The organism is Shewanella psychromarinicola, assembly GCF_003855155.1.
Lineage (GTDB): Bacteria > Pseudomonadota > Gammaproteobacteria > Enterobacterales > Shewanellaceae > Shewanella > Shewanella psychromarinicola.
This window is the reverse complement of the sequence record NZ_CP034073.1, coordinates 3,267,207-3,288,472: the sequence shown is the minus strand read 5'-3', so window position 1 is coordinate 3,288,472 and position 21,266 is coordinate 3,267,207. Positions and strand designations below refer to the sequence as shown.

Below are 21,266 nucleotides of genomic sequence, written 5' to 3'. Positions count from 1 at the left end.
AATTTATCTAATCTGTCGAGAAAACCCCGTGATCCGAGCGTAGCGAAAGTCGCGGGGATGAATCGATAAACTAAGCTTGCTCTTGAATATATTTTCGATTGTATCAGCGGAGGCATTGCCGACTGAGCAAGCAAAATATCCATCAGACCAAAAAGTATTCTCCAACCAAAATTGCTTTTTAAGGTTCGGATATCTACTCCAAATTAATCTGTTGGTTTGCTGCTTAATTCTTCTAACATGCTGCCCAACAGCATATCTTGGCGAAATCCTCAAAAGAATGTGTATGTGACCCCTGTCTATTTCGATCTCTTCAACTGAAAAGTCAGACTTCTGCGAAATATCTAGAACAGCTCTCTTCATAAACTCGCCAACTTCACCATGTAGTAGTTGCTTTCGATATTTAACAACCAGTATTAAGTGCAGCACAATGAGATACTTACAGTGTGAATTGGTTTGGTATTCCACTTGACTATCTCAAACTACACAGTAGTCTATACAGTATATGAAAAAAACGCTCAGATACAACTTTCGGCTCAAACCGACAGCAGAACAGGAAGCCAAACTCATTGAGTTTGGCTCATATGCTCGTGGGTTGTGGAATTTGTTGTTGTCAGAAAATCTGCGTCGTTATAGGTACGACAAAACGTTTTTGTTCTATCCAGAAATGGCAAAATTAATTAAAGAGTTAAAGGTATTCGAAGAGTTCTCTTGGTTAAAATCCTTTGATTCTGCGGCTGCACAGCAAGTGGCAAGGGATCTGGATACGGCTTTGAAAAACTCTTTTTCTAAGAGTCGGTTGCAAAAATTCCCGACGTTTAAAGTCAGCTTCAAACAGAAAAAACTGCACAATGACAGTTTTAGGTGTGTAAATAACTCGAACTGTATCCGCATCGAAAATGGTGCGGTCAGCATTCCGAAAATTGGCAAAGTACCGATTGTTTTACACCGTAAATTAGTCAGTGAAATCAAGACTGTTACTGTCCAACTATCACATGGTAAATGGAATGTATCGATCACCCAAGAGGTTGAATGCAAGACCGCGAAGCGGGTCTTGCATTCAATTGTAGGCTACGACATTAACAGTCAGCATACGGTTGTAGGTTCGAACGGTTGGTACGTTAAAAACCCAAAAGCTCTTAAACGTTCATCAACAAAGCTAAAGCAAATTCAAGTCCAGTTGAGCCGAAGGGAAAAGGGCTCTAGTCGCTGGCATAAAACCAAATCCCGCTTAAATACACTTCACGGAAAAATCTCACGCCAACGCCTAGCGTTCGCTCACGAAGTATCATGTTCGATAGCCAAGACCAGTGATATCATAGTGTTTGAGGATTTAAACGTGAAAGGTATGCAGCAATTTAACGGCCATATGGTGAACGATAACGTGATGGGTATGATCACTTCGCTGACTAAATACAAAGTTGAATTGAATGGCGGTATTTACCATGAAATTGGTCGGTTTGTGAAATCGACAGGCATTTGTTATCAATGCAAACACCCGCACAAGTTTGGCCTTATCGTGCGAGAATTTGCCTGCGAAAGCTGCGGTTTAGTCCAGTGCAGAGATTTAGCGGCAGCTAAGTCTATCGAGAACACAGGCGAAAATGATTTAATGGCGACTGGGATAGTCGCCAGGGTAACCCCCAAATTTCAGCAGAAAACATCGATTAAAACGAAAGTCTTTGAGCTATCAAAGTTTGGTGTGGAAACTGAGAAAAAAGAAGCAGCTTAGTCGTTAAAAGCTAGATTGCAGAAGCCCCGTGATCAGAGCGAAGCGAAGTCGCGGGGTAATTCACCTTTGTACTGTTTTTATTCAAAAAAAAACCACAATGTGACATAAAGCAATAGAATACTCGATTACTTTTCTGTTACATTGAGTTATCTTCGCGTGCAACATAGAATAAAAAATGCCATGAAGCTCGAAAATTTAAACATCATCATTGCAGATGACCATCCATTATTCCGTAATGCCTTAAGGCTAGCATTGAGTAATACATTTGAACAAACGCAATGGTTTGAGGCTGATAGTGCCGAAGCATTACAAAGGGTTCTTGATGAAAAAGAGAAGCCATTTGACTTAATCTTACTTGACCTACAAATGCCGGGTTCACACGGTTACTCAACACTTATCCACCTTAGAACGCATTATCCTGATATCCCCGTGGTGGTGATCTCTGCCCATGAAGACATCAATACCATAAGCCGATCAGTACATTATGGCAGTAGTGGATTTATCCCTAAGTCGGCTTCGATGGAGTCATTGACTGAAGCGTTAAATGCAGTGTTATATGGTGATATCTGGTTACCCAAAGGCACTCAAATTATCCCCGTTTCTGATGATCCGACTGACAAAATGGCCAACCGATTGTCTGATTTAACTCCACAACAATATCGGGTGTTACAGATGTTTGCTGAAGGATTACTCAACAAACAAATTGCCTATGATTTTGGGGTGTCAGAGGCCACAATCAAAGCACATGCGACTGCTATATTTCGTAAACTGGGTGTTCGCAATCGCACTCAAGCGGTGATAGCATTGCAACAATTAGCCATGGATAGAATTGATATCTTGTAATGCCTCAATCATTATCGCTACAACAACTGCCCTTTTCACAAGCTTGTGACAATAATAAGCAGCCTATCTTAACCCTATTGGCAAAATGGTTTGCCAATAGGCTCCATATACTCGAAATTGGCAGCGGCACGGGCCAGCACAGCGTCTATTTTGCAAAAAACCTTGCGCATCTTCGCTGGCAACCAAGCGATCAACAACATTATCTTCCAACTCTGCAAACGCGGCTCAATTTGCAAGCCTCCCCAAACTTACAACCCGCCATCACTTTAGATGTAACACAACCATGGCCACAATTCACACCACACCTTGATGCGATATTCAGTGCTAATACCTTGCATATTATGAGTCAAACGATGGTTGAAGCGTTTTTTGGCGGTATCGGCAGTGTATTGACTCATTCAGGCTCACTGGTCATATATGGTCCGTTTAATTACCAAGGCCAATTTACCAGTGACAGTAATCGACAATTTAATTTATTGCTGCAACAAAATAATCCTCACAGTGGCATCCGCGACATCGAATGGATCGGCCAACTAGCGCTTCAACAAGGGTTAACACTTCAAGAAGACATCGCTATGCCCGCTAATAACCGCATGTTACATTTTATAAAGTAACCAGCTTCATCTTAGTCAAGTAATCAACACAATTATCCAAAACGATTGGTGACTTACTGACAAAAAACCTTGTAAGCTATCGACTCTGAGCAACAATACACAAGGACACGCATTATGGGTTTGGTTACCACTAAAAGACATCCCAATGGTCTAGATTACGTCGCCGTCGATACTACACTTTGCCAAGCACGTATTTTTATGCAAGGGGCTCAAATCGATCAATTTACTCCCGCGGGTAAAGAGCCATTATTATGGGTATCAAACGCCGACGATTACCAACCAGGTAATGGTATAAGGGGGGGGATCCCGATTTGCTGGCCATGGTTTGGCATGAGCAACACCCTAGGATTTCCGCAACATGGATTTGCACGTAATAAAATTTGGTCGCTCGAATCCGTTAAGATGCGCGATCAATTAGTTGATTTGATTTTTACCCTACCAGCAGGTGAAATAGATAAGCAGTATTGGCCCCACGATAGCCAAATAAAGGTATTGTTCACCTTAGGCGAAACCTTATCGGTCAGTTTGGTCAATACTAATAATGCACATTATGACGTTACGCTTACTCAAGCATTGCACAGCTATTTTCCCATTGAAAATATTCACCAACTTACCGCAAGTGGCTTTGAAGGCTCACAATACATTGAATTTGGTGAAGGACCGTTTAAACAAGATGACGATGTGGTTCAATTTGACCAAGAAACCGACAGAGTGTATACCAAACTAGCTCATACTCAGGAGTTACACACGCAAAATGGTACTATTGTTGTCAGCCGTGAAAACAGCCAATCGGCGGTGTTATGGAATCCCTGGATTGATAAGTCGGTGCGTTTATCTCGTTTTAATCCCGATGATTACTTAACCATGGTGTGTTTAGAAGCGGCTAATGTGCTAGAAGATTACGTGTTATTAGCCCCAGGACAGAGTCACACAATGACGACACATATTGGTTGGAAATAACATCACGTAAAAGTTTGTGACAAGTAAGATAGATAAGTCGATATTACGAGCATGCCACAAAATTATTTACCGGCTCACAGGATCAATAATACCGACAAAAAAGCAGCTAAGGCTGCTTTTTTAATATCACGTATCAAATTTTATTATTGATAACATAAGAGAAAAACAACACCTGTCGCAGGATAATTCAATAGCGATTCAGCTTACTATTTTTGCTCAATCTATCCAAGATTTCTGTTTCTAGGTTTTCGAAAAAGACCAAACCAAAAAGCGGTTTCAAGCAATCCGCCAGCCACAATAAAAGTCACCGCTCCCGTTTGGCTGCCGACGAAATAACTCATCAATGCAAACGCGATCAATGTGATTAACATCAACAATCTGTAGATCCCTGTCATATTAATTTCTCTTAATCATATAAATGAGCCGCTCAACCTTAGCAATGCCAATGACATTAACTCTTTAATCATTCAGAACCTCTTGGGTTTTTCAGATTAAGGCGCATTGGTGTGATAATGGTGATTCCCTTGTAAAACAATGTAACACAGAGCTAAAATTCTGAGTAACGCCCTAGGACGGGTTCTAACGCCCTCTATATTCCGCAAAAATGGTGAAGCTATAAAATAACGATGGCAACAACAATTTAACTTATCTAAAAACGTTGACACCCGTTGATTGAACAGCTACTTGATGTAATGGGTATCGCTTCGATAGCCAACGATAGCCAGGGCGACCGCATGAGTGCTTAATAATTCACCTATTTGATGAAGGTGCACTCGATTGCATTAATCCGCTCTTATTTTCAGACTAACGGCCGTACAATTATTGAATATTTATCGGACAATTTATGAGTAAAAAAACGTTCATGCGGTTGCCCTGAAACGATAGCATTTAATCAAATTGTAAGTCTACTAAACATACGCCAATAAAAAAGCAGCCGAGGCTGCCTTTTATGTAATATAAATATTAATTTTTATTTAATACATACCAATTTGTACATATTGTACATAATTTATATTATTGATTATCTGCTGGCTTAACAACTGGGTTATCAAGCTTAGCTTCAAAACTGGTTGGCGCGATGAAAGTTAATCCCGTTGGAATTTCTTCTAACTTCTTACCCGCCATCGTTAACGCTTCTACATATTCAATCATAGATTCGTTATCAATAAAGCCTGACTTAATAACAGGTGAAAGCTTCTTGGTGTCAAAAATGTCATAACCGTCTTTGCCGCCAGCAATGTAAGCATTGGTAGAAATCTTGTAAGCCGTCTCAGGGACAATATCAGCACAATTGCCTGCAGCTACGCCGTTAGGACACACTTTTAAATCTTCAATTTGCTCCCCAACAACGGCTTTGCCATTGAAAGTGAATTGAATATTTGCAAATGTTGGAAACGAACCTGAAGACGTGGTTAGTGAATAATTAATGGTATCTTCAAGTAATTGAGTCACATCACTGCCCTTCAACTCAACAATAGCCAACTCATTACTGAAATAGAGGAGTGAACCAATAACATAACCCGCCGTTAAGTTACCATCAGCGTCACTTTTAATGTCATTACGCACCCCCCCTGTGTTTGTAATTGCCATATCAACACCATAACCCTGTTGATTTAACTTCCAAACCATAGATTCAGCAACATGAGCACCCGCTTCAGAACCCGTTACCGGTAATGAAGCGCCATTGCGCTTAACACCTGGCTGACGGACATGGTCTAACATACCGGTATCAACAGGATCGTTAGCATCAAATACCTGACCAATCACTTTACCTTCAAATTCTTCAATTAGCGGCTTGTAGTCGATATCAATAATGCGACGCAGTAAGGCATCTTCTTCGGTGATAGCAATATTATTTTGCTCACCAACAAAGGCTTCGGCTGCACTTTGGTCAGCTTCAATCAATGGCTCACGGTTCTCGCCATCATACTTGTGCATAAAGTCATTATCGATTAACAGAGTGTTATTACCTTGACAGGTTTTAACATCACCTTCTTCAAAGGTAACATCTGCTTGACCAATGGCTTGAGCAATAGCCCCCGCCTGCACGATACACGTTTTAGTGGTACCATTTGGATTAGTAACCATCTCAGCATAACCTGCGATGCTAGACCCCTGACCATTTCCTATATTAGTGAAGTCACCTAGTAGAGTATGAGAATGACCACCAACAATAACGTCGACACCGTTGACGCTTTCAGCAATGCGAATGTCTCTATCTAAGCCAATGTGGCTTACCATCACAATCTTATCAACACCCATCTCTTGTAGTGCATCAACAGTCGCTTGAGCAGTTTCGACTTCACCATTAAAAGCTAAATCATCACCAGGAGAAGAAATGGACTTCATGTCTTCTAACACTAGGCCAAACACACCTACTTTGACGTCACCGTATTCTTTAATGATATAAGGTTTAATATTAGTCACGCCAGACATTTGAGAGTCAGCGCTAGCATCTAAGTTAGCGGCAAGGATTGGAAAGTTTACCTTATTAGCAAACTCAATAAAGGGACCATCACCAAGATCAAACTCGTGGTTACCGATCGCCATCGCATCAAGACCCATTTCACGCAATAAAGTGGCATTACCGGCACCTTTTAACACATTGAAATAGAGCGAACCTTGGAAAGCGTCACCACCGTGTAAAGCGAGAAAAGGCTTATTAGCATCGGCAGCCATAGTTCTGGCATTTTTTAATGCCGTTGCAACACGAGGATAGCCACCAGCAGAAGTGCGAATACTCATATCCTCAGAATTAACTTGAGCGGTAAAATCTAATGATGATGGATCAAAGCTCGAGTGAGTATCGTTGATATGCGCAATGCGTAAATTAAACGTACTGACATCATCGTTGCTATCGTTACAACCTGTTAATGCAACAATAACCGCGGTTGCCAGCAAACCTTTAAACATTGTTTTGTTCATTTAAGACCCCATAATTTGAATAATTTGAATAATTTATTATTTTATACCTGATGAGAGTGTGTTTTTCTTTCGAGGTCAAATATTGGCTCGTGATAAAATAATTTTAATTGCGATTCAAGATGTAACGCTTAATCATTCTAAGCCAGTACCTTGCAACAAAGAGTAAAACATTTTTAGCCGAACCCAACGGGCAGTATTTGTGGTTTACTGCGACAGCAATAGACCGTGTTAAGACAGAGTAAAGACACTGCATCAACATGGGCTTATCTTAATTAACCACAAGCAACCGTTAAATTTATCTCGAAAGATCAACAGACTCTAAATTTCATCAACATGATAGTAGCAAACATTGCCAAGGTTATGTGACATTTTCATGACGAAGTGTGACAATTTATACAATATTAACAATTAGTTACAACATATTTCGTCCCAAAAATAGAACAGTGTCATGTTCAGACTGATATTTTAACCGTTAAAAAAAAAGACTTAGCTGCATTTAAACAACTAAGCCTTTAAATTAGTGTAGATAATTACTCAAAAAGAAGAAACGGTTGATTGTCTTTTAAGTAAAACAACAAACACCTTAAAATAAATGCTTAAGATCACATTAACGTAAAACTTGCTGCAACCATTGACCTATATCTGCCAGTTGATTAGGCAGCACGCTGTGCGGCATTGGGTAAGTTTTCCACGAAGTGCTGTAACCCGCAGCATTTAAGGCATCATTAGCCATTTTGCCTGCAAATAAGGGTACTACATCATCTTGCTCACCGTGGTTATGCCAAATAGGCGTGTTTTGGTTAGCCGCTGATAATTGCTCAGGTAGTTTCTCTCCGCCAGGTAAGTAGCAAGATAACGCCATAATGCCCGCTAGTTTTTGCTCAAAACGCAGACCGGTAAACAAACTCATTACCCCACCTTGGCTAAAACCGGCTAAGACGATTTTATCGGCAGATATACCATTGTTAATTTGATCAACTATTAACTGCCGGATAGCTTGCTCTGACGCCATAACGCCTTGTATATCGGCGCGTTCATGCAAGTCCATGCTTTTAATGTCGTACCATGAGCGCATCACAAAACCGCCATTAATCGTCACCGCTTGTTCTGGTGCATGGGGGAAAATAAACCGAATACTATGCTGACTATTTAGACCTAACACTGGCACCACGGGGGCAAAACCGGCACCAGAATCACCTAATCCATGTAACCAAATAACACAAGACGTCGCGGGTAATTGCGGTTCAACTACGATTTTATCTAACTGAGCAGGCATATTTATTAATCCTTTCAATACAGTAACAATATTGCTGGCTATCTTACGTTAATTGATTTTTAACATCGAATTATTCACGCTTAATCATCACAAATAATACCGCTACAATGCTATCCACAGCATTTAATCGAACAAAAAGTCCAATTTTTTAATCTTTTATTCGATTTTAGTTGTTATATCATAAGTGAAAATATCTTGAATAGGTGAGCTAAAATGGGCTTATTACAAAATGGCCATTGGGTAGACCAATGGTACGCTACCGAAGAAAATAACGGTGATTTTGTTCGAAAAAATGCTCAATTACGTCATTGGGTGACGGCTAATGGCCAAGCCGGCCCATCAGGAGATGCTGGCTTTAAGGCAGAAGCAAATCGCTACCATCTGTACGTATCACTTGCCTGCCCTTGGGCACATCGAACCCTAATTTTTAGGCAGTTAAAGCAATTACAAGCGCTTATTGATGTCACTGTCGTTGAACCCCATATGCGAGAAAATGGCTGGGAATTTGCCAATGCAAATGGATCCCGCATTGGCCGACATATTACCGGGGCACAAGCGGATCCTTTGTATCAAAAGGATTTTTTGTACCAGCTGTATCAGTTTGCCAAACCTCAATATAATGGTCGAGTCACGGTGCCGTTGCTGTGGGACAAAAAAACCAACACCATTGTCAGTAATGAATCATCTGAAATCATCAGAATGTTTAACAGTGCCTTCAATCATCTCACGGGGAATGACCTCGATTATTATCCCCAAGCATTGCAACAGCAGATAGATGAACTCAATAACTTCATTTACGATAAGATAAATAATGGGGTGTATCGTAGCGGTTTTGCGACTTCACAAGCGGCTTATGAAGAAGCGTTCAGTGCATTATTTTCGGCATTGGATACCATTGAATCACGCTTAACAGGAACACGCTATTTGTTGGGTGAGCACATAACCGAAGCTGATTGGCGCCTGTTCACCACATTAATCCGGTTTGACAGCGTTTATGTCGGTCATTTCAAAACCAACCGCAATACCATTGAAAGCATGCCAAATATTTCTGCTTACTTACGTGATTTATATCAACAACCCGGCATTGCCGCAACGGTCAATATGACCCATATAAAACAGCATTATTACTTCAGCCATCAACATATCAATCCAACTCAAATCGTCCCTATTGGTCCAGATATTGACTATTTACGACCACATAACCGTGCGGATCTGACAACTTAACTAATCTAATTAACCTCATATAGGCTAATAAATGCTTATAAAAAAGTGGTTTGTGCCTTTTCTACCTTGTATTGACGTGCAATAGACTCGCTATTGACTCGTCAATACGCCTTGTTAGCTATACAAACAGCAAGCTTGATTTGGCGTATGTTGATGAGTTATTGCGCGTGGATCCCGGTGTGGTTAAGTAACGCCTCTAATTGCGACGGATTATCGAGTTTGAGACTCCACCTTACCGTCCCTGCATCGGCTACAATCACTAACCCTTGATGAAAACAACTAATATCATCTACTGATGCAGCGAGCACCAATTGACTATCATGAAACCGGCACTGAATTTCATGCACAGTAACAATAATTCTACCCAAAGAAAAATCAATAACCATAATAACTCACTGTAAAAACAAAAATCCCAAGTGTTCACTTGGGATTTATACACCAATTAATTTACGCCTAAATTTAGCATTAACAGTAAATTAAACTCATTAGTGGTGATGACCACCTGCACCATGGGCATGGCCATGAGCAATTTCTTCATCTGACGCGTCACGAGCACCGACAATTTCAATGTCGAAGGTTAATTCTCGTCCTGATAGAGGATGATTCACATCTACCGTTGCCATAAATTTACCCACTTTAATGATGGTAACTTGACGTTTGCCCTCGTCAGTATTAACAACAGCAGCCATGCCAGGTTTCCATACTTTTGCACCAACAAGATGTTTCACCGATACGCGTTGTTCAGCATCAGCTTGGCGTTCACCATAGGTATCGGCAGCAGGAGGCGTAATGGTGAACTTCTCGCCAATTTGTTTACCATTAATAGCATCTTCGATACCTGGCATCATGTTGTCATGACCATGCAAATATGATATCGGTTCAAGACCTTCGTTTGATTCAATCACATCGCCTTTTTCATCACGTAGCGAGTAATTAAACTGCACGACCATATCGTCTTTAATGCTCATTATCGTTCCTTAAATCTAAAATTTGCCGAAGCTTAGCAAAAGCGTGCTAATGCATCCACAAAAAAGTGGCCAATAACCTCGTCACTATCGTTTAATACCCAAGGCGGTAAATGTTTGTACGTCAGGGAAACCATCAGCAACAAGCCCTTTTTTCTGTTGAAAGGCTTGCAAACCTAACACTGAATTTCGACCTAAAATACCATCTGGCTCACCGACATCAAATCCAGCATCATTCAGCTTTTGCTGTAATTTTTTTACCGTGTCTCGGCTTAACCTTGCTTGTTTAGGCACAGCGCGTGTTAATGGTAACGCGCCATTGATGCGGTCGGCTAAATGGCCCACCGCAATGGCATAAAACTCAGAACGATTCCAACGCATAATCACGTTAAAGTTGTCATAACCTAAGAAGGCTGGCCCTGTATGTCCTGCCGGTAAATATAATGCCGCTTGCATGTCTGGTGTAGATAACGGCTGACCATTCGCTTGGGTAATATTAAGCTCATGCCATTTAACGAGTGGTAAGACATGTTTGCCGCCTAAATAAGAAAACGGATAATCATCAGGCAACAACACTTCGCGCCCCCATCGTTCATCGGCTTTCCAACCTAGATGTTGTAAAAAGTTTGCCGCTGACGTCAGTGCATCATCGGTACTATTCCACAGATCAGCAATCCCATCGCCATCGCCATCTACCGCATATTTTCGGTAGTTGGTCGGCATAAACTGAGTGTGCCCCATCGCACCAGCCCATGAACCGACCATTTTCTTATCATCAAAATGATATTGCTGTTTTAGCTTAAGCGCTTGTAGTAACTCACCGGTAAAATAATCACTTCTACGAGGGTCGCACGCCAAGGTTGCCAGTGAGTCGAGCACTGACATGCTGCCTTTGTAACTGCCAAAATTGGTTTCAAGCCCCCAAAAGGCCATAATATACTGGCCTGGAACCCCATACTTTTTTGTTAGCGTGTTTAATAAAGGTTGATGTTTAGCCATTAATTTTCGACCTTGCTCAACTCGCCAAGGGGTCACACGCTTATCAAAATAATCACCAAATGTCGTGGTAAATTCTGGTTGTTGATTGTCTAATTCAATCACTCGTGGCACATACGTTAACTGAGCCACAGTGGTATCAATTATATCTTGTGAAATTCCAGCATCCTTGGCTTTTTGCTGTAATCTGACCACACATTGGGCAAAGTCATCGGCAGGCTCAACCGTATTACTGACCTTTGGTGTTGCCGAAGCCGTACAGGCACTGAGCACAGTACAAGATAAAATGATTGAAGCAACAAACACAGGAACCCGACTTTTTTTCGTCATGAAACAACACTTAATTAGCACAAAATGAATAATGAATATCGTGACTGATTGCCCATCAGGAAACAAGAGCTGTCATCATTAAAGCCTGTTTATTTATACAAAATTTAATTAACAAACAAAAAAACAGGTTATAACAATAGCAATCATTATATGTTCACTCAGTGCCACTCAAGCTTTTCAGTTCGCGGTATCATGTTGACACAATTATAAATTAAGATATTAAACAACTTAAATACCTGAGTCTCGCCCCAAAGACAGGCTTCAGTATGCTATTTAGACGAGTATGATGTGACATAACGTTGCCTGAAGATAAGAATTACAGCAACGATACCTTCAGTCATGCTATTGGCCAGTGTTGCGCAACATCCCAGTTAAGTGAACAGATAAGAAGTGAATTTACTCTCTAAATATCAACCGAGAATTCACATAATAAAATTTTCATTAATTAAGCCTTTTCCTTATTCATTGAGTCCGTATAATGATTTTAATTCTCACTCATTTAAGCGATTTATCATGACCGAACAGACAGCAGCATTAACAGGCTTTATCGAAAGCGTAAAACAACATCAAGTCTTATGGGGCTTACAAGATGAAACCGGTGAGGGTTGGGTTGTATGTGACTCATCAGAATTTGAAGAAACTGATGTTATGCCACTTTGGTCAAGTGAAACTGCGGCAAAAAGTCACTGCACTGATGAATGGGCTGACTACAATGCCGTGACCATCACTCTGGCTGAATTTTTAGAATACTGGGTAAGTGACTTAAATGATGATGGCGTATTAATTGGTGTTGACTGGGAAGCAGAGCAAGAATGCCTAGAAATCGACCCCATCGTACTGGCTAAAGAATTAGTTGATTTTGAACAAGAATAGTCGACGTTAATTTAATCTTACTACCTAGGCTGTGAGTCATTGAACAGCCTATTGATAATACTGTGCCCATGCCTACTCTGATTGATGTTCCTTTTGACAAACGCCACACTTGTTGGTTTTGCTACGAGCCAAGTAACCATACCTTTGATTACTATAGAATGACTCATACTCCCCATCCCTCTCTAGCCATTCCCGCTTGCCAAGAATGCCATATGTTAGCCAAGAAAAATCTGCTGACCTCTATTTGGGATTGTCGTGATGCGGTGAAAGATAATTTAATGCACCTATATCGCAAAGACTTAGCCATTGGCATTAACTGGACGGAGCAAGAACTCAAAGAATCTGAATTTGATTGTATGATTTTTGGTGGCTTTAAGAAAAGTGCTTGGATGATGTATCAAATCGCCCAAGGTCGTATTAATGCTCGGGGTTGGCCATTAAGTCTTGACGGTGTATTACTCGAGGGGGAAATCGCCGGTAATAGTAGTCAATATCAAACCGGTTTTGAGTTTGACGATATTGTATTTACCTCATTAACCAAAGCCATTAGCCACTATAGCCAAACCTTGTCTTTAGACAGTGGCTTTTTGCAGCAGCTCATTACCCTGCTTGGTAAAGCCCAATTTGGTCATGCGGTTAAAATCGCTCGGCTTAATATTGGTGTTACCCCCGGACATCAACGTCTTATTCTTGATGAGTTAATCGAAGATATGGACCAATAAACGACCTAGCGACTAGCCAATATTTAGCCAATAAGAGTGCGCAAACGATCTTGGACCACGCGCACTAATAAATCGGGTTGAAATTTAGAGATAAATTCATTACAGCCGACTTTTTCCACCATAGCTTGATTAAAACTACCACTAAGAGAAGTATTGAGTGTAATAAATAACGATGTCATTCTGGGATCATTACGAACTTCGAAGGTCAACTTATAACCATCCATTTCAGGCATTTCTGCATCGGTAATCATCATTAATAATTCATTTGCAACATCACGACCTTCATCCGCCCACGATTGCAGTAATTGCAACGCTTGAAGTCCATCTGACGCCTCAACAATCTCAAGGCCTAGCTGACTTAATGTATCTCTTACTTGCTTACGTGCAGTAGATGAGTCATCAACGATTAATACCTTACGGCCAAGCATTTGCGTCGCTAACGCTTCGTCGAGCACCCCATCGGTTAATTTCACATCGTAATCGATGATCTCAGCCAACACTTTTTCAACATCAATAATAGACACCAAACGCACTTGCCCTTGATCTTCAATTCTTGTTATCGCCGTTAAGTAGTTATCTCCGCCAGCGGTTTTGGGTGGCGGCATAATATCACTCCACGTCATATTAATAATGTTCTCGACATTACCCACTAAAAAGCCCTGCACACTGCGGTTATATTCAGTAATAATCAATTTGCTATCTTCGGTTACCGGCATGGGTGAAAAACCAATCGCTTCACGTAAATTAATCACCGGGATCGAGATCCCTCTGATGTTAGCCACACCATAAATATTAGGATTGCTACCAGGTACGGTATTTAACGGAGGTAAGTTAACTACCTCTTTGACTTTAAATACATTAATAGCAAATAATTGACTTGAACTAATGCGAAATAACAATAATTCTAAACGATTTTCGCCCACTAACTTAGTTCGTTGATCAACCGTATCAAGCACTTTTTTCATGAACGACTTCCACCTAATATACAACTTCAAATATTAATAATAATTATACTTAAAAAATACCAATAATCGTTGTTAGACCTAGATTTATGTGACCGAAAATGAAAAAAATTTATTAAACAAGATCAATAACCAACCTCAATACGTACTCTATTTTCTGGGTCAATAAATTCCCATTGTATTAACCATTCAGTTAAGGCTTCAACATGACATTATTTTCCAAAATAATAAGCACTTTTAGCATCAGTATTTCTTTACTGGGTTTATCAGCATGTACACTGATTGACAAACCAGTTGATGTCGTCAAACCTTTTGAAATTGAGCAATACATAGGAACTTGGTATGAAATTGCCCGCCTTGATCACTCATTTGAGCGCAACATGTCAAATGTGACCGCGCAGTATAACCCGCAAGGTGACAAGCTTGTGGTTATTAATCGAGGATATAAACAAGATAAGCAACGCTGGGATCAGGCAACAGGCAAAGCATATTTCATTAATGGCGCTAATCAAGGATTGCTAAAAGTCTCTTTTTTCGGACCATTCTATGGTGCATACCAAATCCACGACATCGTTTAAGCCCAAAATGGTCGTTACACAGATGCCCTCGTCATTGGCCCTAATGACAAGTATGCGTGGATTTTATCAAGAACACCCAGCATTGATGCCATTATTAAACAACGCTTTATGATGAAGTTATCCGCTTTAACGATTGATCCCAATAATTTGATTTGGGTTGATCATACCCCAGAGAAAGATGATCGTTAACCCATATAGAAGCGTATGACAGATCAAATTACCGACTAAGTTTCATATGGAGGCAGCTATGATAATCCCTATTTTCCCATTAACTATTTGCTTATTACCGCAGGGGTATACCCAATTGCGCATTTTTGAACCGAGATATAAACGCTTAGTCTCCGAATCCCTTAAAAGTGGTTTAGGTTTTGGCTTATGCATGTTGGCTGATGATAACAAATCCATCTTACCTATCGGTACATTGACCAAGATAATCGACTTCGAAATGCTTGAAGACGGCTTACTGGGTATCAGTATTCAAGGGCAAAAAACATTTACAATTAACCAAATCAGCGTTGATGATGACGGTTTAAAGCGAGCAGATGTGAGCTTAATTGATTCTTGGCCGAGCGATATTATTGAACAACAAAATGCACAACCACACATTCATCAGATAGATCGTAAAAAAGATAAGCTGCTCAGCAGTACTTTGAAGCAGATTTTGCAGGAATATCCTCAGCATCTTGCTCATTATTCGGAAGAAAAATTTAATGATATCGCTTGGGTATGTCAACGTTGGCTTGAAATTATCCCTCTGAGTTCAAAAGAAAAATATCAGTGTATTAATAGTCATGACCATAGATTAGCTAAATCATTCTTACTCGATATTATAAAATAATCTCAACGAGTGATCTGAACTCTACTACGCAGCGTATAAATTTGTGAATTATGTTTTGTTCAGTTTGAACGAGCTAAGGCATAGATAAAGTAAATGCTTAAGCTTAATGACTTATTTATTGGATGCGAGTGAAAATAATGGAAAATGTTCAATCACAAAGCGTACAAATTGGTTATGATAAGAGGTCTCTTGTACAAAGACCCTTAATTAATCGAAATGGTGCTATGAAAACAGACGAACCCAATCCAATAGCAGATGAACTCGCTGCATTAATGATGAAAGTAGCTAACAATCGATGCAAAACCTCTTTTGCTAAGCTTTTTTCACATTTTTCCCCAAAAATTAATTCTTTTGGGGTTCAACGTTTAAGCACACAAGGCTTAGCCATGGACTTAGTACAAGAAACCATGACTCGAGTGTGGACCAAAGCTCATCTATACAACGTTGATAAAGCAGCGGTAAGTACTTGGGTGTTTACCATTATGCGCAATCAATGTTTTGATATGCTTCGTAAAGTACAACATAACCGTGAAGATTCATTCGGTGATGATATTTGGCCTTTATTTGAGTCCGATGACGCTGAACATAATGATGAAGATTTTTTGTTATCGGCAACATTATTACAGCACGTGAAAGAGTTACCTCCTCTGCAGCGTCAAGTAGTCCAAGGCATCTATATGCAAGAGCTTACTCAGCAAGAGTTAGCAGATAAACTTAATATTCCAATCGGCACCGTTAAATCTCGGCTTCGACTAGGATTGGAAAAATTAAAAAGTTTTATGGAGAAACACTATGATTAATTACCACCCAGACCCGCATTTACTGTCTCTCCATGCTAAAGGCGAACTTCCACTGTCTATGTCGATGGCAATCTCTGCTCACGCCGAATTTTGCCAACATTGCCAACAGCAACTCGATCAAATGACGATTACCTTGTCTGACCAGCAATTTAATACAACTGCGGCACCTCAATCGGTTGATAGCACTGATAATAATCAGCTAGATGCATTGCTTGCCCAGTTCTTGAATTCAACCTTAGATACCTTAGAAGCTGCGCAACCTAATACCGACAATAGCATTGAAGATAACAGTGTCAGCATTAAAGGTCATCATTACCCACTGCCAAGAGTTTTTCGTAAAAAAATTAACGCTTCTTGGCAAGGTATTGGCAAAGTCAGTCGTTTACGACTCGATACCGGTGAGCCGCAAGCAAGAGCAAGCTTGTTACACATAGCTGCTAATGGTGAGATCCCTGAGCATACTCATAAAGGTGCAGAACTGACCTTACTACTCGCAGGAGAGTTCAGCGACTGTTACAACACTTATAAACCTGGTGATTTTATGTTGCTCGACAAAGAACATCAACATTCTCCTAAAACACTTGAAGGCTGTTTGTGTTATACCATTGTTGATGCCCCTTTATATTTTACTAAAGGCATAAGTAAGTTATTAAATCCAATTGGCGATTTACTTTATTAATCATTGGTTTATTAATTTAAAATCGTAATATCAAATGTGATAAACGGATAAATTCAGTCTATCTTCAGGTTATTAACAGTGAACTTAGCCTTTGTTTTGCTAGCAAGGTATATTGAATCATCAATTGCTGAAGTTCTGGGCCAATGCTACGCATCTAGAGTTATAGGTGCGGTTTAATAAACGTTTATTATTCCGTTTTGAAGTTCCTTAGCTTAATTTGTTTCAGTAAACAAAGTTAAGCTAGGGTGGTTTAGACATGATTAGTGCATAGCTGGGCTTACGTTGTTAACACCGTTAGGTAGAGCATAAGTGATGAGCATGCTCATCATCTATTTTTACAAAATGTCCGCATCACAGGCTATTTTAAGTATAAACAACCGCACAGCTGGCCCCATTGCTTATTTTTTAATCGAAATGAGCTTTAATTTGATTAAAATTTGAAAAAGACTATTGCCATATGCAAACACTCAGTATATTATCCATGTAGATTTAGTTTTCTTGTTAATTTTGGTTACCTACCTGTAAGTCTGCTCAACTTCACTTCGTAAATAAACCCAAGACAAGCTTATGTTCATCGTTTTTGATTTTCAATTGATCTATGTTGATACGATAATTTCTATCCACGTAATCTTGCTGTCATAAAACTATGTTCAACTTACAAAATTAAGTGCCATTTGTATCAAGTGCCTTAAGGTTATGTCACAACATCAATGTTGCTGACACAAAGTAGACCTTAATCAACTATTGACATAACAACACTTGATTAGTGAGTAAAAGATAGGGTAAGTTAAATCTCGAAACATTAATCTTTCGCAACACTAAAAAATGCCAAGGATATTTTATTGAACAATTGTCTCACCTAATGGTGAATATATAAAAAGGAGTGTGACCAATGTCATACAACATGAATGGACACGAAATCTCAGTTAGCTTCCCGGTTAATTCTATTTCGTCAAACAAAAACTCAATTGCTTTTACCGACAGCTTAGGTAAAAACAAAAAGACCTTTTCAAAGCGCATTGAAGCAATGAACTTCATGAAATGGTTAATCTCTGCAAATAAGTAATATCCCTAACGCTAAGCGTTAATCATTTGCTCTGGTATTTAATAAACTCATTTCTCGGTATTCTCCTCTCAATTACCGATGTTTATTAAAACAGAGCAAAATGAATTACTACTTTACGACTACTCCAGTTCAAACCTCAGTCGAATAAGAACAAAAAACCTAACGAAACTCACACAAAACCCATTTTATCAATGAGTTAATTTTCTTAATCGTCGTAAATCTGACGAAAATTAGAGCGTGACTACGTTTTCGTTGTCATGAAGCGTTAATCGAATTTGAAAACTTTCGTAGATACCTTGGCAACATCGTTTTATTTCCTAATATCCCACCTTGATGTACATATAAAATATCAGTATTAGTCAACGTATTAGTCTTCAAATAATGTTGTAAGACTAAAAATCCGACAGGGTCATACAACAACTCAAATTCAATTCCAGACTGACATACGGTTTGCCACATATCAAAACAACGTTGCGATAATTTTCCAAAATGATATTTATGCCCATCACTAACAATGTGAGGATAATAAACTTCATCAATTAATTGTGAAAATTGCTGGCGTAAGTAATCATCACCGCCAACCGTGCTGCAGGTTAATACCTCAATGGTAAGTACTGGTGTTAATTGCAATTGAGCGAGCTGTTGTATTAGTTGCTTATTTAAATAAGCTGCTGTGGTGCCGGTACCAGAAGGTAAAAAAACCATGAGCTTAATTTGTTGTCTAATCTGAGCCCACTCAATAATTTCACTCGCAAGCTGCGCAATACCCGTTTCTGCGTATTCACAGCGCCCACCTTCAGGAATACACAGTAGATGTTGTTTATCGGCGTAAGTCGGAGTTGATAACATAATGTATTGCACAACATCATCTAAATGCATGCCGGCTATGTTATCGGCATATGGCAACTCAGCAACATTAATAATATTAGCCCCATTTTGTATCGCGGCAGCGTAATTGCCTTGGGGGTGTTGTAGTAAAAATTTGCTAATATGGCTAACGTAATAGTCAAATTGCCAGCCCTGCTGCTTAGCCAGCACAGATAATGAATACAAAGAGTTAGCTTGTGCAGAACCGGCCCCTACTAGGCGGGTCACATATGAATAATCATGATGCAAAAAATGATAAAACTTACGTGCTTTATTGCCACTGAAATCAGCATGCAATAAATCATCCCGCTTAATGTAGAGGGTGTGGCCGTCAAAGTTCATCGACTCTACTGGGCTTATCGAAAACATGTCTTCTCTCAATCAACTGTAATATGGGTATTTTAACTAAAAAATGATAATTCTCATCGATTCATTTGTATTAATTGTCAGACCTAACAGACACTCAATGTCGAAAATAACATTTAAACAATTAGAATCATAAGCTTATAATAATGGCATGATTATCGCTAGTTATCGCTATATAGTAATTAATATTGACTCTTGATAGGAATGAAAATGTCACTTTTACGCTTAATCTTTAATATTGCTTGGTTTTTAATGGGTGGATTTGTTATGGGCCTTGCTTGGTGGCTTGTGGGGGTACTGTGCTTTATCAGTATCATTGGCATCCCTTTTGGCAGAGCCTGTTTTGTTATTGGCGAATTAGCTTTTTGGCCATTTGGACAAGAAACCGTTAACCGCAAACACATTTCTGGCCAAGAAGATATTGGTACTGGCACACTAGGCTTAGTGGGTAATGTGCTATGGTTTTTATGTTTTGGGATTTGGCTCGCTATTGGTCATTTAGTGCATGCATTAGCCTGTTTCATCACCATTATTGGGATCCCCTTTGCGATACAACACATTAAGTTGGCCTTGTTAAGTTTAACCCCTATCGGGCAAACTATTATCGCTAAACCCACTTATTAATGACATGTGAACTGCCGCTATTCTTAATTACCGATAGCCTAATGCTATCGGTTTTTATTTGCCTAATAGCATCGACAACCTTTAATTGCCATTGACGCATTTTGGGCACACAAAAATTATTCAATCCCTTTAAGGACAGCTCAGACTAAATCGGCGCGATGACTTATAATCGTCTGAGCACTCAATGCTAATATCCCGATTAGTTAATCATCCGCCCTATTCCACCGAGTACTGAACCTTCACCTTGATCTTTACCGCCATTTGAAGGCGCATGAGCAATAATTCTGTCAGCCATACGAGAAAACGGTAAGCTTTGTAACCACACAGTCCCATGACCTTTTAAAGTGGCAAGAAACAGGCCTTCTCCGCCAAATACCATCGACTTTAACGAGCCCGCACGCTGAATGTCATAATCAATCCCGGGAGTAAATCCAACTAAACAACCCGTATCGACCCGCAAGGTCTCACCATGCAATTCTTTTTTTATCAGTGTCCCACCCGCATGCACAAACGCCATGCCATCACCTTTAAGGCTTTGTAGGATAAATCCTTCACCACCAAAAAACCCGGTTCCTAAGCGCTTATTAAATTTCATGCTCACTTGCGTGCCTAAGGCTGCCGCTAAAAAACTGTCCTTTTGACAGATAAGCTCGCCTTGATGTTGAGCTAAGTCTATCGCCAAAATGGTCCCCGGAAACGGCGCCGCAAAAGCCACTTTACGTTTCTGCTGGCCTTCATTGGTAAAGTGGGTCATAAAAATACCCTCACCGGAAATGGCCCGTTTCCCCGCACCAAGTAACTTACCAAAAAAACCAGATTCTAGCTCAGAGCCATCACCCATCTTGGCTTCAAAACCAATATCTTCTTCGACATAGGTCATGGCACCCGCTTCAGCAATCACAGACTCATTTGGGTCTAATTCAACTTCAACCAGCTGCATGCTAGAACCAATAATTTCATAATCTACTTCATGACTTTTCATGCTTATTTTCATTCCCTAAAAATTTATTTAATGTTTGCAATCGCCCA

The 21,266-nt window shown here is 39.9% G+C and carries 21 protein-coding genes and 1 pseudogene; 13 read left to right on the top strand and 9 right to left on the bottom strand.

Annotated elements, in window-relative coordinates:
- Positions 1-3: 3 nt before the first annotated feature.
- Positions 4-426 (bottom strand): IS200/IS605 family transposase, encoded by a 423-nt coding sequence (tnpA, locus tag EGC80_RS23030; RefSeq protein WP_407695567.1) that lies wholly within the window; start codon positions 424-426, stop codon positions 4-6.
- Between the two features lie 76 nt (positions 427-502).
- Between tnpA and EGC80_RS14445 the strand changes: the two genes are divergently transcribed.
- The 4 genes from EGC80_RS14445 (at position 503) to EGC80_RS14430 (ending at position 4,146) form a co-directional block, all read left to right on the top strand.
- Positions 503-1,729: an RNA-guided endonuclease InsQ/TnpB family protein gene (locus tag EGC80_RS14445; protein ID WP_124693489.1), complete on the top strand. Its 1,227-nt coding sequence runs from the start codon at positions 503-505 to the stop codon at positions 1,727-1,729.
- A gap of 180 nt (positions 1,730-1,909) precedes the next feature.
- A complete protein-coding gene (locus tag EGC80_RS14440) occupies positions 1,910-2,572 on the top strand; it encodes a response regulator transcription factor (protein ID WP_101030890.1) in 663 nt (220 codons plus the stop codon).
- Positions 2,572-3,186, top strand: a complete 615-nt coding sequence (locus EGC80_RS14435; protein WP_124013846.1) for a DUF938 domain-containing protein — start codon at positions 2,572-2,574, stop codon at positions 3,184-3,186. The genes EGC80_RS14440 and EGC80_RS14435 overlap by 1 nt, the downstream gene beginning before the upstream one ends.
- Positions 3,187-3,300: 114 nt before the next feature.
- On the top strand, positions 3,301-4,146 hold the full coding sequence (locus tag EGC80_RS14430) for a D-hexose-6-phosphate mutarotase (protein ID WP_124013847.1): 846 nt from the start codon (positions 3,301-3,303) through the stop codon (positions 4,144-4,146).
- Positions 4,147-5,160: 1,014 nt separating this feature from the next.
- On the opposite strand, the gene EGC80_RS14425 is transcribed toward EGC80_RS14430, so the two are convergent.
- Together EGC80_RS14425 and EGC80_RS14420 are read right to left on the bottom strand one after the other, a co-directional pair.
- Positions 5,161-7,071: a bifunctional metallophosphatase/5'-nucleotidase gene (locus EGC80_RS14425; protein ID WP_124013848.1), complete on the bottom strand. Its 1,911-nt coding sequence runs from the start codon at positions 7,069-7,071 to the stop codon at positions 5,161-5,163.
- A gap of 607 nt (positions 7,072-7,678) precedes the next feature.
- On the bottom strand, positions 7,679-8,347 hold the full coding sequence (locus EGC80_RS14420) for an alpha/beta hydrolase (RefSeq protein ID WP_124013849.1): 669 nt from the start codon (positions 8,345-8,347) through the stop codon (positions 7,679-7,681).
- Between the two features lie 213 nt (positions 8,348-8,560).
- On the opposite strand from EGC80_RS14420, the gene EGC80_RS14415 reads away from it, so the two are divergent.
- On the top strand, positions 8,561-9,571 hold the full coding sequence (locus EGC80_RS14415; protein ID WP_124013850.1) for a glutathione S-transferase family protein: 1,011 nt from the start codon (positions 8,561-8,563) through the stop codon (positions 9,569-9,571).
- 158 nt (positions 9,572-9,729) lie between these two features.
- On the opposite strand, the gene EGC80_RS14410 is transcribed toward EGC80_RS14415, so the two are convergent.
- The 3 genes from EGC80_RS14410 to EGC80_RS14400 form a co-directional block, all read right to left on the bottom strand.
- On the bottom strand, positions 9,730-9,957 hold the full coding sequence (locus EGC80_RS14410) for a DUF3389 domain-containing protein (RefSeq protein ID WP_124013851.1): 228 nt from the start codon (positions 9,955-9,957) through the stop codon (positions 9,730-9,732).
- 99 nt (positions 9,958-10,056) lie between these two features.
- On the bottom strand, positions 10,057-10,539 hold the full coding sequence (locus EGC80_RS14405; RefSeq protein WP_124013852.1) for an FKBP-type peptidyl-prolyl cis-trans isomerase: 483 nt from the start codon (positions 10,537-10,539) through the stop codon (positions 10,057-10,059).
- Positions 10,540-10,623: 84 nt separating this feature from the next.
- Positions 10,624-11,862: a lytic murein transglycosylase gene (locus tag EGC80_RS14400; RefSeq protein WP_124013853.1), complete on the bottom strand. Its 1,239-nt coding sequence runs from the start codon at positions 11,860-11,862 to the stop codon at positions 10,624-10,626.
- A gap of 513 nt (positions 11,863-12,375) precedes the next feature.
- Between EGC80_RS14400 and EGC80_RS14395 the strand changes: the two genes are divergently transcribed.
- Both EGC80_RS14395 and EGC80_RS14390 read left to right on the top strand, forming a co-directional pair.
- Positions 12,376-12,735 carry a DUF2750 domain-containing protein gene (locus tag EGC80_RS14395; protein ID WP_101030869.1) on the top strand — a complete coding sequence of 120 codons (360 nt, stop codon included), beginning with the start codon at positions 12,376-12,378 and terminating at the stop codon, positions 12,733-12,735.
- Positions 12,736-12,803: 68 nt separating this feature from the next.
- Positions 12,804-13,457, top strand: coding sequence for a hypothetical protein (locus EGC80_RS14390; RefSeq protein ID WP_124013878.1), 654 nt, complete (start codon positions 12,804-12,806; stop codon positions 13,455-13,457).
- A gap of 23 nt (positions 13,458-13,480) precedes the next feature.
- On the opposite strand, the gene EGC80_RS14385 is transcribed toward EGC80_RS14390, so the two are convergent.
- The gene (locus tag EGC80_RS14385) at positions 13,481-14,422 is read right to left on the bottom strand and encodes a chemotaxis protein CheV (RefSeq protein WP_124013854.1); all 942 of its coding nucleotides are present in this window, start codon (positions 14,420-14,422) and stop codon (positions 13,481-13,483) included.
- A 203-nt stretch (positions 14,423-14,625) separates the two neighbouring features.
- On the opposite strand from EGC80_RS14385, the pseudogene EGC80_RS14380 reads away from it, so the two are divergent.
- From EGC80_RS14380 to EGC80_RS22450, 5 genes and pseudogenes are all read left to right on the top strand, one after another.
- Positions 14,626-15,186: pseudogene (locus EGC80_RS14380) on the top strand (lipocalin family protein).
- A gap of 58 nt (positions 15,187-15,244) precedes the next feature.
- The gene (locus EGC80_RS14370; RefSeq protein WP_101030863.1) at positions 15,245-15,835 is read left to right on the top strand and encodes an LON peptidase substrate-binding domain-containing protein; all 591 of its coding nucleotides are present in this window, start codon (positions 15,245-15,247) and stop codon (positions 15,833-15,835) included.
- Positions 15,836-15,972: 137 nt separating this feature from the next.
- The gene (locus EGC80_RS14365; RefSeq protein ID WP_101030861.1) at positions 15,973-16,635 is read left to right on the top strand and encodes a sigma-70 family RNA polymerase sigma factor; all 663 of its coding nucleotides are present in this window, start codon (positions 15,973-15,975) and stop codon (positions 16,633-16,635) included.
- On the top strand, positions 16,628-17,314 hold the full coding sequence (locus tag EGC80_RS14360; RefSeq protein ID WP_124013856.1) for a ChrR family anti-sigma-E factor: 687 nt from the start codon (positions 16,628-16,630) through the stop codon (positions 17,312-17,314). Before EGC80_RS14365 ends, EGC80_RS14360 begins: the two co-directional genes overlap by 8 nt.
- Before the next feature lie 892 nt (positions 17,315-18,206).
- On the top strand, positions 18,207-18,380 hold the full coding sequence (locus EGC80_RS22450) for a hypothetical protein (RefSeq protein ID WP_164839471.1): 174 nt from the start codon (positions 18,207-18,209) through the stop codon (positions 18,378-18,380).
- A 255-nt stretch (positions 18,381-18,635) separates the two neighbouring features.
- On the opposite strand, the gene EGC80_RS14355 is transcribed toward EGC80_RS22450, so the two are convergent.
- A complete protein-coding gene (locus EGC80_RS14355) occupies positions 18,636-19,616 on the bottom strand; it encodes a 1-aminocyclopropane-1-carboxylate deaminase/D-cysteine desulfhydrase (RefSeq protein ID WP_124013857.1) in 981 nt (326 codons plus the stop codon).
- A gap of 207 nt (positions 19,617-19,823) precedes the next feature.
- On the opposite strand from EGC80_RS14355, the gene EGC80_RS14350 reads away from it, so the two are divergent.
- Complete coding sequence (locus EGC80_RS14350; protein ID WP_101030855.1) at positions 19,824-20,237, top strand: YccF domain-containing protein; 414 nt, start codon at positions 19,824-19,826, stop codon at positions 20,235-20,237.
- 199 nt (positions 20,238-20,436) lie between these two features.
- Here the strand turns inward: EGC80_RS14350 and EGC80_RS14345 are convergent, their stop codons facing one another.
- Positions 20,437-21,225: a TIGR00266 family protein gene (locus EGC80_RS14345; protein ID WP_124013880.1), complete on the bottom strand. Its 789-nt coding sequence runs from the start codon at positions 21,223-21,225 to the stop codon at positions 20,437-20,439.
- Positions 21,226-21,266 lie beyond the last annotated feature (41 nt).

What these genes read in the sequence shown, in the direction of transcription:
- EGC80_RS14445 (WP_124693489.1), top strand. Translation starts at nt 503, where the DNA reads ATGAAAAAAACGCTCAGATACAACTTTCGGCTCAAACCGACAGCAGAA.
- EGC80_RS22450 (WP_164839471.1), top strand. Translation starts at nt 18,207, where the DNA reads ATGTCATACAACATGAATGGACACGAAATCTCAGTTAGCTTCCCGGTT.
- EGC80_RS14360 (WP_124013856.1), top strand. Translation starts at nt 16,628, where the DNA reads ATGATTAATTACCACCCAGACCCGCATTTACTGTCTCTCCATGCTAAA.
- EGC80_RS14420 (WP_124013849.1), bottom strand. Translation starts at nt 8,347, where the DNA reads ATGCCTGCTCAGTTAGATAAAATCGTAGTTGAACCGCAATTACCCGCG.
- EGC80_RS14440 (WP_101030890.1), top strand. Translation starts at nt 1,910, where the DNA reads ATGAAGCTCGAAAATTTAAACATCATCATTGCAGATGACCATCCATTA.
- EGC80_RS14370 (WP_101030863.1), top strand. Translation starts at nt 15,245, where the DNA reads ATGATAATCCCTATTTTCCCATTAACTATTTGCTTATTACCGCAGGGG.
- EGC80_RS14365 (WP_101030861.1), top strand. Translation starts at nt 15,973, where the DNA reads ATGGAAAATGTTCAATCACAAAGCGTACAAATTGGTTATGATAAGAGG.
- EGC80_RS14430 (WP_124013847.1), top strand. Translation starts at nt 3,301, where the DNA reads ATGGGTTTGGTTACCACTAAAAGACATCCCAATGGTCTAGATTACGTC.
- EGC80_RS14390 (WP_124013878.1), top strand. Translation starts at nt 12,804, where the DNA reads ATGCCTACTCTGATTGATGTTCCTTTTGACAAACGCCACACTTGTTGG.
- EGC80_RS14350 (WP_101030855.1), top strand. Translation starts at nt 19,824, where the DNA reads ATGTCACTTTTACGCTTAATCTTTAATATTGCTTGGTTTTTAATGGGT.
- EGC80_RS14425 (WP_124013848.1), bottom strand. Translation starts at nt 7,071, where the DNA reads ATGAACAAAACAATGTTTAAAGGTTTGCTGGCAACCGCGGTTATTGTT.
- EGC80_RS14415 (WP_124013850.1), top strand. Translation starts at nt 8,561, where the DNA reads ATGGGCTTATTACAAAATGGCCATTGGGTAGACCAATGGTACGCTACC.
- EGC80_RS14405 (WP_124013852.1), bottom strand. Translation starts at nt 10,539, where the DNA reads ATGAGCATTAAAGACGATATGGTCGTGCAGTTTAATTACTCGCTACGT.
- EGC80_RS14385 (WP_124013854.1), bottom strand. Translation starts at nt 14,422, where the DNA reads ATGAAAAAAGTGCTTGATACGGTTGATCAACGAACTAAGTTAGTGGGC.
- EGC80_RS14355 (WP_124013857.1), bottom strand. Translation starts at nt 19,616, where the DNA reads ATGTTTTCGATAAGCCCAGTAGAGTCGATGAACTTTGACGGCCACACC.
- EGC80_RS14400 (WP_124013853.1), bottom strand. Translation starts at nt 11,862, where the DNA reads ATGACGAAAAAAAGTCGGGTTCCTGTGTTTGTTGCTTCAATCATTTTA.
- EGC80_RS14395 (WP_101030869.1), top strand. Translation starts at nt 12,376, where the DNA reads ATGACCGAACAGACAGCAGCATTAACAGGCTTTATCGAAAGCGTAAAA.
- EGC80_RS14435 (WP_124013846.1), top strand. Translation starts at nt 2,572, where the DNA reads ATGCCTCAATCATTATCGCTACAACAACTGCCCTTTTCACAAGCTTGT.
- EGC80_RS14410 (WP_124013851.1), bottom strand. Translation starts at nt 9,957, where the DNA reads ATGGTTATTGATTTTTCTTTGGGTAGAATTATTGTTACTGTGCATGAA.